This is a genomic window from Micrococcus sp. KBS0714, from assembly GCF_002008305.4.
Classification (GTDB): Bacteria; Actinomycetota; Actinomycetes; order Actinomycetales; family Micrococcaceae; genus Micrococcus; species Micrococcus luteus.
Window position 1 is genome coordinate 379151 of record NZ_CP042169.1, and the last position, 12080, is coordinate 391230.

The 12080-nt window shown below is 74.0% G+C and carries 9 protein-coding genes and 2 tRNA genes; 8 read left to right on the forward strand and 3 right to left on the reverse strand.

Annotated elements, in window-relative coordinates; translation table 11 throughout:
* Window position 1 precedes the first annotated feature (1 nt).
* Window positions 2–1303: a DUF4032 domain-containing protein gene (locus tag B1A86_RS01710; RefSeq protein ID WP_078025824.1), complete on the reverse strand. Its 1302-nt coding sequence runs from the start codon at window positions 1301–1303 to the stop codon at window positions 2–4.
* Between the two features lie 107 nt (window positions 1304–1410).
* Between B1A86_RS01710 and B1A86_RS01715 the strand changes: the two genes are divergently transcribed.
* The 5 genes from B1A86_RS01715 (at window position 1411) to B1A86_RS01735 (ending at window position 6950) form a co-directional block, all read left to right on the forward strand.
* Window positions 1411–2283, forward strand: a complete 873-nt coding sequence (locus tag B1A86_RS01715) for a thioredoxin domain-containing protein (protein WP_078025823.1) — start codon at window positions 1411–1413, stop codon at window positions 2281–2283.
* Window positions 2284–2393: 110 nt separating this feature from the next.
* Window positions 2394–2470, forward strand: a tRNA-Thr gene (locus tag B1A86_RS01720).
* Between the two features lie 276 nt (window positions 2471–2746).
* Complete coding sequence (locus B1A86_RS01725; RefSeq protein WP_078025822.1) at window positions 2747–4669, forward strand: S8 family peptidase; 1923 nt, start codon at window positions 2747–2749, stop codon at window positions 4667–4669.
* Between the two features lie 118 nt (window positions 4670–4787).
* A tRNA-Val gene (locus tag B1A86_RS01730) sits at window positions 4788–4861 on the forward strand.
* A gap of 166 nt (window positions 4862–5027) precedes the next feature.
* Window positions 5028–6950 carry a threonine/serine exporter ThrE family protein gene (locus tag B1A86_RS01735; RefSeq protein ID WP_078025821.1) on the forward strand — a complete coding sequence of 641 codons (1923 nt, stop codon included), beginning with the start codon at window positions 5028–5030 and terminating at the stop codon, window positions 6948–6950.
* A 13-nt stretch (window positions 6951–6963) separates the two neighbouring features.
* On the opposite strand, the gene B1A86_RS01740 is transcribed toward B1A86_RS01735, so the two are convergent.
* On the reverse strand, window positions 6964–7641 hold the full coding sequence (locus B1A86_RS01740) for a uracil-DNA glycosylase (RefSeq protein WP_078025820.1): 678 nt from the start codon (window positions 7639–7641) through the stop codon (window positions 6964–6966).
* Between the two features lie 36 nt (window positions 7642–7677).
* On the opposite strand from B1A86_RS01740, the gene B1A86_RS01745 reads away from it, so the two are divergent.
* The 3 genes from B1A86_RS01745 to groL all read left to right on the forward strand — a co-directional run bounded on the left by B1A86_RS01745 (window position 7678) and on the right by groL (window position 10998).
* Complete coding sequence (locus B1A86_RS01745) at window positions 7678–8022, forward strand: DUF3263 domain-containing protein (RefSeq protein ID WP_205805498.1); 345 nt, start codon at window positions 7678–7680, stop codon at window positions 8020–8022.
* Window positions 8023–8025: 3 nt separating this feature from the next.
* Complete coding sequence (locus B1A86_RS01750; protein WP_078025819.1) at window positions 8026–9048, forward strand: LytR C-terminal domain-containing protein; 1023 nt, start codon at window positions 8026–8028, stop codon at window positions 9046–9048.
* A 318-nt stretch (window positions 9049–9366) separates the two neighbouring features.
* Window positions 9367–10998, forward strand: a complete 1632-nt coding sequence (groL, locus tag B1A86_RS01755; protein ID WP_078025818.1) for a chaperonin GroEL — start codon at window positions 9367–9369, stop codon at window positions 10996–10998.
* A gap of 110 nt (window positions 10999–11108) precedes the next feature.
* On the opposite strand, the gene B1A86_RS01760 is transcribed toward groL, so the two are convergent.
* Complete coding sequence (locus B1A86_RS01760) at window positions 11109–12041, reverse strand: DUF4031 domain-containing protein (RefSeq protein WP_078025817.1); 933 nt, start codon at window positions 12039–12041, stop codon at window positions 11109–11111.
* Window positions 12042–12080 lie beyond the last annotated feature (39 nt).

Genomic DNA, 12080 nt, shown 5'->3' on the forward strand with positions numbered 1-12080 from the left:
GTCAGTCCGCGTCCGCAGGCGGGACGGCGCGCAGCATGGTGGTCGTGGGGTGCAGTGCCACCGCGTCCTCGTCGCGGCGGGCCCGCAGCACCGTGTCCACGTAGGAGTCCACCGCCTCCTGCAGGGGCACGGCCTGGCCGCGGGCCTCGGAGAGGTACCAGCGGTGCTCGAGGAGCTGGTGCATCACCTCGGCGGGCTCGAGCTTGGCTCGCAGCTCAAGGGGCACCGAGCGGACCACGGGGTCGAACACCTCCACCACCCAGCGGTGCGCCGCAGCCTCGATGTCCATGTACGGGTCCCACTCCCGGCGGGCGGCCTCGATGTCCACGAGCAGCCGGCGGGCCTGGTTCTCCTGGACCTCGAGTCCCGTGAGGCGGGTCAGCCGACGGCGGTGGTAGCCCGCGTGGATCTCGACGGGCCGGGCGATCATCATCCCGGGGGCGTCGGCGGCGCGCAGTGAGTACTCGGCCAGCTCGAAGCCGAGCTCCTGCAGGCGGCGGACGCGGCGGTCCAGGCGCCACGGCTCGGCGCGGGGGAACAGCAGAGGCCCGGTCAGCTCGTCCCACAGCCGGCGGTAGGAGGCCACGAGCAGGTCCGGCGTGGTGACGGGGTCCACCTCCGGGTCCAGCAGCCCGCTGGCCTGCAGGTCCAGCAGCTCACCGCCCACGTTCACGGCGGCCACGTCCAGGTCGTGCTCGCGCTGGCCGTTGGACAGCCGCTCCCGGAGCTCGCCGGTCTCGGCGTCCACCAGATGGGCGGCGAACCCGCCCGCGTCCCGCCGGAACAGGACGTTGGACAGGGAGACGTCACCCCAGAAGAACCCCTCGAGGTGCAGTTCCACGAGCAGCGTCGCCAGCGCGTCCATGAGGCGCACGAGGGTGCGGCGCTCGAGGCGCTCCGAGAACACGGCGCGGTACGGCAGGGAGAAGCGCAGGTGCCGGGTCACGAGGGCGGCGGGCAGGGGCGTGCCGTCGTCCTCCGTGCGTCCGGTGACCACGGCCACCGGCACCACCGACGGCGCCGGGCTCCGCTCGAGCCGGCGCAGCAGCCGGTACTCGTGGAACGCGAGCTCCTCCGTGGTCTCCTTCACCGCCACGATGCCCCCGCCCATCCGGGCGAAGCGCACCACGTGACGGGAGATGCCCCGCGGCAGGGCCGCCAGCACCTCCCGCGGCCACGTCTCGAGGGGGAGCGCCCAGGGCAGGGCGAGCAGAGACGTCGCCGGGTCCTCGGTCGCGTCCCCCGACGGGGCGCCCGTGATGGTCAGTCGATCGACGGGGGAGGGGGTCTCGACGGTGTCCATGGTCACGATCCTTCCAGACAGGGCCGCTATGCTCGCCTGGCGCGGCGCGCCCGCTGCCCGCCGGATCCGGTGCTCGACCCGGACCGACTGCCCCACGAGGAGGACCCTTGGCCCGGAACACGTCAGGCTCGCACACCTCGGCGACGGACGCCCGTGCGCGTGCCCGCCAGATCCAGGAGGAGCAGCGCAGGAAGGACCGCCGCCGCCGCACCGGCGTCATCTGGGGCTCGGTCCTCGCGGCGGTGCTCGTGATCGGCCTCGTCGTCGCGTTCGCGCTCACCCGCAACGGCGACGACGCCGCGGCCGCCGGCCCCATCCCGGCCGCGGCGAACGAGCAGGGCGGCATCGAGTTGACCTCGGCCACGGGCCTGGCGGAGGGCGCGGGAGAGCGTGAGGTCGATCCCTCGGAGATCGAGGTACCGAAGCAGGCCGCGAGCTCCCAGCCCGAGACCCTGCCGAACACGGAGGCCCGCGGTGACGGTGAGCCGACGCGGATCGTGCTCTATGCGGACTTCAACTGCGTGCACTGCGCCGACTTCGAGTCCTCCAACGCGGAGCAGATCGAGCAGTGGCTCGAGCAGGGCGAGGTCACGGTCGAGTACCGGATGGTGGACTTCCTGAGCGCCCCGAACAACCAGAACTACTCGGCCCGCGCCGCCAACGCCGCGTACTGCGTGGCGGACCAGAAGCCCGAGGCCTACAACGGCTTCGTGGCCGCCCTGTTCGCCGCCTACGACGAGCACCAGGGCAAGGGCCTGGACAACGCGGCGCTCACGCAGCTCGCGCAGGAGCAGGGCGTGGACATCTCCTCCTGCGTCGAGGACGGCACGTTCCGCTCCGCGGTCGAGCACACCACCCGCCAGGCGCGCGTCGCCGGCGTGGCCGGTACCCCGACCGTGTTCGTGGACGGCAAGAACTGGGCCCTCGACGGCGAGGACAAGACCTTCACCGACTGGGCGGGCGCCAAGATCGCCGACTGACCCGGCGCCGAGGCCCGCGGGGCGTCCCCACGCGGGGGCGCCCCGCGTCGTCCGCCCGGGCCTTGTACGCTGGAAGGGCCGGCCGCGGCACCCCCGGGTGCCGGCCGCAGGCCTCCTTAGCTCAGCTGGCCAGAGCAGCTGCCTTGTAAACAGCAGGTCGCCGGTTCGAATCCGGCAGGGGGCTCCACCCCACCGCGGGCCCGACGGCGCCGCGCACCTCCGCCGGGAGGGCGCGGCGCCGTCGTCGTGTCCGGCGTGGGCTGACGCTGGGGTTCCGCTGTGCGGGTCCGAGGCCATCCGCCAGGTCCGGCTGGCGGAACCGCCAGAGATGCCTCGACCATCCGCCAGACTTCGGCCCGCGGCCTCGCCGTGACGGAATCGTGACCTTACCGTGATCTCAGTCACCCCGGCCCGAGCCCCTCGGGCGTCCGCATCCGGTGGCCCCGAACTCCGAGGAGATCCCGTGCAGTCCTCCACACCCCGCAGCACCCGCCGCATCGGCGCCCTCGTGGCCGGCGCCGTCCTCGCCGGCGGGACGCTGACCTCGTCCCCCGCGCTCGCGGCCCCCTCCGGCGCCGCCCCCGCCGCACCGGCAGCGAGCCCGACCGTCGCCTCGCCCCTGGCGGCGGCGCAGGTCGAGGACCCGAACGCCGACGGCTACGACTCCTTCATCGTCACCTACAAGGAGACCGCCGCCAATGCCCACGCGAAGGGCCGCGCGAACGCCTGGGGCAAGGCCGCGAAGGAGGCCGGCGTCTCCGTGAAGGAGCTGCGTGAGACCGCGCTCGGCTCCCGCGTGGTCACGGTGGACCGCAAGCTGGATCAGGCCGAGTCCGCGAAGTTCATGGCCGACCTGAAGGCCTCCGGGGCGGTCGAGGCCGTGGAGCCGGACGCGATCCTCACCGCCACCGGCCTGAGCCCCGTGGACGCCCTCTACTCGCAGCAGTGGGGCTTCACCGGCACCCACGGCATGCGGGTCCCCGGGGCGTGGGATCGCACGACGGGCTCCGGTGCGACCGTGGCCGTCATCGACACCGGCATCACCTCCCACCCGGATCTCGACCGCAACGTCGTGCCCGGCTACGACTTCATCTCCGACAGTGCGGCGGCACGTGACGGCGGTGGCCGCGACTCCAATCCGCGTGACGAGGGCGACTGGTACGCCGCCGGCGAGTGCGGCACCGCCGGTGCCTCGGACTCCTCGTGGCACGGCACCCACGTGGCGGGCACCGTCGCGGCCGTGGCCGACTCCCAGGGCGTCGTCGGTGTGGCGCCGAACGCGAAGATCCAGCCGATCCGCGTGCTCGGCAAGTGCGGCGGCTCGCTGTCCGACATCGCCGACGCGGTCGTGTGGGCTGCCGGCGGCACGGTGGCGGGCGTGCCGGCCAACCCGAACCCGGCGGACGTCATCAACATGTCCCTCGGTGGCTCCGGCATGTGCGGCACCACCTACCAGAACGCGATCAACGCGGCCGTCTCCCGCGGCGTGCCCGTCGTCGTGGCCGCGGGCAACGAGAACCAGCCCGCCGCCAATGTGCGCCCGGCCAACTGCCAGAACACCATCGTGGTGGCCGCCTCCACCTCGCAGGGCGCCCGCGCCTCGTTCTCGAACTACGGCTCCGCCGTGGACGTGACCGCCCCGGGTGCGAACATCATCTCGACCGTGAACAACGGCGCCACCACCCCGACGACGGCCGGCCACGCCGCCTACAACGGCACCTCGATGGCCACCCCGCACGTCGCGGGCCTGGCCGCCCTGCTGCTGGCCGCGCAGCCCAGCCTCACCCCGGCCCAGGTCGAGTCCACCCTCAGGTCCACGGCCCGCTCCATGCCGGTGACCTGCTCCGCGGGCTGCGGCGCCGGCCTGGCGGACGCCTCCGCGGCGGTCTCCTCCCTCGGCGGCGCCCAGACGGAGCCCGGGCCGGCTCCGGTGGCCTCGCTGATCGTCAACGGCGGCTTCGAGTCCGGCAGCACCGGCTGGACCGGCACCCCGACCGGCTTCGTGCGCACCGACGCGGCCAAGGCCGCCTCGGGTCAGGCCTTCGCCCAGCTGAACGGCGTGGGCCGCCGCAACACCACGACGGTCGAGCAGAAGGTCACCGTGCCGGCCTCCGGCGCCACGCTGACCTATGCGCTGCAGGTGGACACCGCGGAGACCACCGCCTCCCGCTCCTACGATCTCCTGGACGTCCAGGTCGTGACCGGCGCCACCGGCACATACACCGTCGCCTCGCACTCCAATCTGGACAAGGGTGGCTACGCCACGCGCACCGTGGACCTGTCCCGCTTCGCGGGCACGACCGTGACGCTGCGCTTCCGCGGCACGGAGGACTCCTCCGCGGCCACGACGTTCCGCATCGACGAGGTCGCCGTGACCGCGCGCTGACCGCCCTTCGGCTCTCGATGGCCGCTCCGCCGTGCGCGGGGCGGCCGTCGTCCGGGTGGACAGGCGGCGCCGCCTGAGGTATCGTTCTTCGAGTTGTCACCCCCATGGGGCGACGCCCGGATCTTTAGCTCAGTTGGTTAGAGCGTTCGCTTCACACGCGAGAGGTCGCTGGTTCGAGTCCAGTAAGATCCACCGCAGCAGGGCCCTCCTCCGGGAGGGCCCTTTCGCGTCCCCGGGCCGCGGTGCCGACGGCCCCGGCGGGGGAGGTGCCGGCGTGGTTGGATGGACGCGTCGGCGGGGCTCGGCCCACCGCCGTGGCGCGTCCAGCGCCCGCACACGGAAGGAGAGGGTGAGCCGCATGGAGCAGGAGGGCACCCAGGAGCCGGCGCGGTTCGACCCCCTCATCGCGGAGCCCCCGGCCGTCCCCACGCTCATCCCCGTGCTGCGCCCGGCCGGTGCCGAGGACGCCGCCGCTGTCGGCGACCTCGCGCTCGACCCGGAGGACCCCGGCCTGCTCGACCTCGACCCGGCGGAGTCGGCCCACCCGGCCGCGGTCGCCGTCGAGCCGACGGAGCCGCTGCCGCCCGTGGTCCGCCCCGCCGCCGCCGATCCGGCCCCGGCGCCGGCGCCGGAGCCGGAGCCGGAGGAATCGGCCGAGCCGGACGCGGAGACGCTGCCGGAGCCGGCCGCGGACGCGCCCCTGACCGAGCCGCCGCTGTCCGAGCAGGTGCCCACCTCCGTCCTGGCCCCCGCGGAGGCCGACGGCGCCCTGCCCGCCCCGGACGTGATCCCCGCGCCGGACATCACCGTCCCGGACCCGGTGGTCCCCGTGGGCCCGCCCGAGAAGCGCGGGCGTCGGCGCGGCCGGCGCTCCCGCGAGGTCTTCGTCGAGAACCTGCCGACGCAGGCGCTCGTGCTGGCCGACCGCCTGCACTCCTCGCCGTACGGGCGCCGCATGCGCTCCACGCTGCAGCAGCGCCGCGCGGAGGCGCAGGCCCTCGAGGCCCGCACCACCCTGGACTTCGCCCTCAAGCTGGGTGAGACCATGTTCAGCTTCGGCGCGGCCTCGCTGGACGTGGAGACCTCGATCATCGTGGCCACACAGGCCTACGGGATCCTCGAGACCGAGGTGGACCTGACCAACCAGTCCATCTCCCTGAACTACGCGCCCGACTCCTCACGCGGCGAGGCACCGTTCACCCTCCAGCGGGTGGTCCGCTCGTCCTCGGTGAACTTCGAGGGGCTCGTGGCCGTCCACCGGCTGGTCGAGGAGATCGCCGCGGGCGAGGTGGACCGGGCCGAGGCCCAGCGCCGGCTCGTGGAGATCCGGCATCAGCCCAAGCCGTTCCCCGCCGTCTTCGAGGTCCTCTTCTCCGGCGTGTTCGTGGCCTGCTTCGTGCCGTTCATCGGGGGGACCTGGACGGGTGCGGCCCTGGGCATGGTCTCCACCTGGCTGGTCTTCTGGCTCAAGATCCAGGCGGACAAGGCGCGCTTCCCGGAGATCTTCTCCACCATGTTCGGGGCGATCACGGCCACGGTGATCGCGCTGATGGCCCACGCCCTCGACCTGCCGGTCAACCCGGCGCTGGTGATCGCCGGCGGCATCATGATGCTCCTGCCCACGGCGAGGTTCGTCACCGCGGTGCAGGACGCCATCCACGGCTTCCCGGTGACCGCGGCGGGCCGCTTCCTCTCCGCGCTGCTCGTGTTCGCCGGCGTGATGGCCGGGATCATGATCGCCGTGGGCATCGGGGATCTCGTGGGATTCGAACAGCTGGACCTGGCCGAGGCGGGGACGCTGAGCTATCCGCCGCTGCTGCTGCTGGGCCTCGTGGTGGCCGCGGGCATGGCGGACGCGGTGGTGGAGCAGTCGCGGTGGCCGCAGATCCTGGCCTGCGGTCTCGTGTCCGGGGCCGGCTTCGGCGCGTACCTGGCCGCGCAGCAGGTCGGGGTCAGCGACCGGCTGGTGCCCGCGGTCGCCGCGGCGGCGGTCGGGTTCCTCGGCCGCCTGGTGGCCCAGCGGCTCGCGGCCCCGGCGCTCGTGATCGTCCTGCCGTCCATGCTGTTCCTGCTTCCCGGCCTCACCATGTTCCGGTCCGTCTACGGGTTCACCGTGGAGACCGGGGCCACGCTGCTGGGCGTCGAGGGACTGTTCAACGCCGCGGTCATCGTCGTGGCGATCGCGGCCGGCGTCGCCTTCGGCAACACCCTGGCCAAGCCGATCACCGACCGGATGGGCACGCTGCTGCCCACCGAACTCGTGATGCACCAGCGCGGCTGACCGGCGGCCCGGCTCAGTCGGGCAGGCGCCAGTCCACCGGGGCCGCGCCGGCCGCCTCGAGGAGCCGGTTCACCCGGCTGAAGGGCCGGGAGCCGAAGAACCCGCGGTGGGCGCTCAGGGGAGAGGGATGCGGGGACTCCACGACGCCGGCCCCCGCCGCCGTCAGCAGCGGCGCCATGCGCCGCGCGTCGGCTCCCCACAGCAGCCCCACGAGCGGGGTGCCGCGCGCGCAGAGAGCTCGCACCGCGGCCTCCGTGATCTGCTCCCAGCCGAGGCCGCGGTGGCTGCCGGGTGCGCCGGCCCGCACGCTGAGGGCGCGGTTCAGCAGCAGCACGCCCTGGTCCGTCCACGCGGAGAGGTCGCCGTGGGCGGGCGGGGTGATGCCGAGGTCGTCGTGCAGCTCCCGGTGGATGTTGGCCAGGGAGCGGGGCAGCGGCCTCACGTGGCGGTCCACCGCGAAGCTCAGGCCGATCGGATGGCCCGGCGTCGGGTAGGGGTCCTGGCCCAGCACGAGGACGCGGACGTCCGCGAACGACTGGCGGAACGCCCGCAGGATGTGCTCCGGTGCGGGCAGCACCTGCTCTCCGCCCGCCCGGCGGGCCCGCAGCCGCTCGCCGACCTGCTCGAACGCGGCGGCCTGCGGGGCGAGGGCCGCCTCCCAGCCCGGATCCAGGGGCGCGATGAACTCCATGCCCCGAGGGTAGACCGGGTGGGTACAGTGGCCGCCATGTCCCACCCCACGCCCGTCTCGCCCGATCCGGCCCCGGACGAGGGTGCCCGCGCGCGGGCGCGGCGGGACGAGCTGACGGACCTGGAGCGTGCGGTCCTGGACCTGGAGGCCGCCACCTGGCGGTACGGCGGGGCCAAGGACCACGCCGTCCGTGAGCGTCTGGGGCTGTCTCCGACCGCCTATTATCAGGTGTTGAACGGATTGCTGGACCGTGAGGCCGCCCTGGCCTACCGACCCCTGCTGGTCACGCGGCTGCTGCGCAAGCGCGGCACCCGCAGCCGGGCCCGGAGGGGGCCCGCGGATCCGGCGCCGTCCACGCCCGCTTCCCGCCAGGAGAACTGACCCATGGCCTACCAGCCCGACCGCTTCGACGAGGTCCCCGAGTACACGGACCAGCGCGGCGCGCACCGCGAGTCCTTCGCCGTCGCCGGCGCGACCGCCACGGGCGGGGGTCGCCGCCTGAGCCCGCTGCTCTGGGTGGCCGGCCTCGTCCTGCTCGCCGGCCTGTTCGTGGGCGTCGTCCTGCCGTGGCTCACCGGCGACCGCTCCGAGCCCGTCGCCGCCGAGAGCTCGACGACGGCCCCGGCTGCCGCGCCGTCGACGTCGGCGTCGTCCGTGTCCTCCTCGGCGTCCTCCGCGTCGGCGTCGACTGCGTCCGCGACCGAGTCCGCCACCCCGTCCGAGGACGCGGTGGAGGCGTCCCGTTCCGCGGCCGCGGCCGAGTCCTCGCGGGCGGCGCAGGAGGCGGCTGCCGCCGAGGCCGCCGAGTCGTCCCAGGCTGCCGCGTCGTCCCGGGCCGCCGCGGAGGCACAGGCGGCGGAGGCCTCGCGTTCCGAAGCCGCCGCGCAGTCCGCCGAGGCGTCCCGTGCCGCCGCCGAGGCACAGGCGGCGGAGGCCTCGCGTTCCGAGGCCGCCGCGCAGTCCGCAGAGGCGTCCCGGTCGGCGGCGGCCGTCCAGGCGGCGGAGTCCTCGCGCGCCGCCGCGTCCCGTTCGGCCGCCGCGGCGGAGGCCTCGCGCTCGCAGTCCGCGGCCGCGTCGAGCTCTCGTGCGGCCGCGCAGTCTGCGGCCGCGTCGAGCTCTCGTGCAGCCGCGCAGTCCGCGGCCGTGCGCGGCACCCACGTCACCGTGTACAACGCGACCCGCACCCAGGGCCTCGCCGCCTCCTACGCGCAGCGGCTCACGGGCGCCGGCTACACCTCGGTGGACGCGAAGAACTGGAGCGGCTACGGCATCCAGTCCTCCACCGTCCTGTACAACGGCTCGGCCAACAAGGCCGCCGCCGAGGCGGTCGGCAAGGAGCTCGGCTTCCCGGTCATGCAGACCCCGAACCTGCAGGTGAACGGTATCGCGGTGGTCGTCACCAGCTGATCCGCCCGTCGTGCGGCCGTGCCGGCCGCGCACCCTTTCCGGCCCCCGGCGGGGCGCCTTCCGAGGCGTTCTGCCGGGGGCCGTCCGCCGTCCGCGGAAGGGCGGGCCCCGCACTGCGGACCCTTTGCACTCTCCCGGTGCGAGTGCTCATAATGGGGTTAGCACTCCGAAGGCGCGACTGCCAGCCGTACCCCGGTCGGTCCGGCGCCGTGGAGGAGGACCTGTCCACCGGTGAGGCCCCCAGGGGCCGTCCGTCGCGGGCATCGGCGCGGGTCAGCCACCAGAAGTAGGAAGCCGACGTCCAGAAAGGACCTGCACATGGCCAAGACCATCGCATTCGACGAAGAGGCCCGCCGCGGCCTGGAGAAGGGCCTGAACACCCTGGCCGACGCCGTGAAGGTGACCCTCGGCCCCCGCGGCCGCAACGTGGTGCTGGAGAAGAAGTGGGGCGCCCCCACCATCACCAACGACGGCGTCTCCATCGCCAAGGAGATCGAGCTCGAGGACCCGTACGAGAAGATCGGCGCGGAGCTCGTCAAGGAGGTCGCCAAGAAGACCGACGACGTCGCCGGCGACGGCACCACCACCGCCACCGTGCTGGCCCAGGCGCTGGTCCGCGAGGGCCTGCGCAACGTGGCCGCGGGCGCCGACCCGCTGTCCCTGAAGCGCGGCATCGAGAAGGCCGTGGAGGCCGTCACCTCTGAGCTGCTCTCCGCCTCCCGCGAGATCGAGACCAAGGACCAGATCGCGGCCACCGCCTCGATCTCCGCCGCGGACAAGCAGATCGGCTCCCTCATCGCCGAGGCCCTGGACAAGGTCGGCAAGGAGGGCGTCATCACCGTCGAGGAGTCCAACACCTTCGGCCTCGAGCTCGAGCTCACCGAGGGCATGCGCTTCGACAAGGGCTACATCTCCGGTTACTTCGTGACCGACGCGGACCGCCAGGAGGCCGTCCTCGAGGATCCCTACATCCTCATCGTCAACTCGAAGATCTCCTCCGTGAAGGACATGGTGGCGATCCTCGAGAAGGTCATGCAGTCGGGCAAGCCGCTGCTGATCATCGCCGAGGACGTCGAGGGCGAGGCCCTGGCCACCCTCGTGGTCAACAAGATCCGCGGCACCTTCAAGTCCGTGGCCGTGAAGGCCCCGGGCTTCGGTGACCGCCGCAAGGCCATGCTCGCCGACATCGCCATCCTCACCGGCGGCCAGGTCATCTCCTCCGAGGTGGGCCTGTCCCTGGAGAACGCCACCCTCGACCTGCTGGGCTCCGCCCGCAAGGTGGTCATCACCAAGGACGAGACCACCATCGTGGAGGGTGGCGGCGACGCCGAGCAGATCGCCGGCCGCGTGGCCCAGATCCGCTCCGAGATCGAGAACACCGACTCGGACTACGATCGCGAGAAGCTGCAGGAGCGCCTCGCCAAGCTGGCCGGCGGCGTGGCCGTCATCAAGGCCGGCGCGGCCACCGAGGTGGAGCTCAAGGAGCGTAAGCACCGCATCGAGGACGCCGTGCGCAACGCCAAGGCCGCGGTGGAGGAGGGCATCGTCGCCGGCGGCGGCGTGGCCCTGATCCAGGCCGGCGCCAAGGCGTTCGGCGGCCTGCAGCTCGAGGGCGACGAGGCCACCGGCGCGAACATCGTGAAGGTCGCCATCGAGGCCCCGCTGAAGCAGATCGCCTTCAACGCGGGCCTGGAGCCCGGCGTCGTGGCGGACAAGGTCAAGACCCTCGACGACGGTCACGGCCTGAACGCCGCCACCGGCGAGTACGAGGACCTGCTGGCCGCCGGCATCAACGACCCGGTGAAGGTGACCCGCTCGGCCCTGCAGAACGCCGCGTCCATCGCGGGCCTGTTCCTGACCACCGAGGCCGTCGTCGCGGACAAGCCCGAGAAGGCCGCCGCCGGCGCCGAGGGCATGGACCCGATGGGCGGCATGGGCGGCATGATGTGATCAGCCGCTGAGCCGGCCCGGCCCGTTCGGGCGCCCAGCCTGCGAGGCCCGTCTCCCCGTCCGGGGAGGCGGGCCTCGCCGCGTCCGGGGCCGGCACCGGGGCGCCCCGCTCAGGCCGACAGCGCGGCTCGTTCCGCCGCCAGGTTGCGGCGGGCGGCGGCCTCCCAGCGCGTTCGGCCGGGCGCGGTCCGATACAGCCGCTCGGCGTCCAGCAGGGCGTCCAGCACCGCGCCGCGACCGCGGGCCCAGTCCGCGTCGCACACGTGCGCGTAGTCCTGCCGGACCGCGGCCACGTAGCGGGCGTAGGCCTCGGGGGAGCGGCCGAGGACCTCGAGGTCCGCGTCCGAGAGCACCGCCCCGGCCGCGTCGTGCGGGGCGGGGTCGTGGGCGGCGGTGAGCAACACGAGGCGCGCCACCTCGTCGACGACGTCGGCCGGCACGGCCAGCCGCGGATCGGTGAGCACGTCCCGGGCCAGGGCGGCCGAGTCCGCCTCGTCCTGGCCGGCGGGCGCGGTGGGGTCCCCGGCGTAGACGGCGTCGTGGAACCACGCGGCCAGGCGGACCGCACGCGGATCCGGCCCGGCCTTCGCCCCCGCCCGCTCGAGCAGGTCCACGGACTCGAGCACCGCGAGCAGGTGGGCCGGGTCGTGGTAGTGCCGATGCGGCTCCGCCCAGCGGGCCAGCAGGTCGCGTCCCGCCGTCGTCACCGCGTCCGGGCTCGCCGCCGTGCCCTCGAACAGCCGCGCCCAGCGCCGGGCGAGGACGACGTCGCGCTTCTCGGCGCGGCTCCGGGCGGGCACGCGCAGCCCCGAGGCGGCGAGGCGGCGCACCAGCTCCCGTCCGGTGACGGGCACCGCCCCGCGGGCCACGAGCTCGGCGCGTCGGTGCGCGGGCACGTCGTAGTGGTCCCGGTCGAAGGCCCGCTCCGAGAGCCCCGCCGCCCGCGCGAACGCGTGGAGCTCCTCGAGGGAGGCGTCGGAGACGAGGTGGGAGAACACGGTGCCGTGGGCGGGCCACGCGGGCGGGTCGATCAGGACGGTCATGCCTCCACTCTAGGAAGCACGGACCGGGGCGCGGCCGGC

Coding starts and splice junctions, on each gene's coding strand:
- B1A86_RS01710 (WP_078025824.1), bottom strand. CDS start 1,303: ATGGACACCGTCGAGACCCCCTCCCCCGTCGATCGACTGACCATCACG.
- B1A86_RS01735 (WP_078025821.1), top strand. CDS start 5,028: ATGGAGCAGGAGGGCACCCAGGAGCCGGCGCGGTTCGACCCCCTCATC.
- B1A86_RS01740 (WP_078025820.1), bottom strand. CDS start 7,641: ATGGAGTTCATCGCGCCCCTGGATCCGGGCTGGGAGGCGGCCCTCGCC.
- B1A86_RS01745 (WP_205805498.1), top strand. CDS start 7,678: ATGTCCCACCCCACGCCCGTCTCGCCCGATCCGGCCCCGGACGAGGGT.
- B1A86_RS01750 (WP_078025819.1), top strand. CDS start 8,026: ATGGCCTACCAGCCCGACCGCTTCGACGAGGTCCCCGAGTACACGGAC.
- groL (WP_078025818.1), top strand. CDS start 9,367: ATGGCCAAGACCATCGCATTCGACGAAGAGGCCCGCCGCGGCCTGGAG.
- B1A86_RS01760 (WP_078025817.1), bottom strand. CDS start 12,041: ATGACCGTCCTGATCGACCCGCCCGCGTGGCCCGCCCACGGCACCGTG.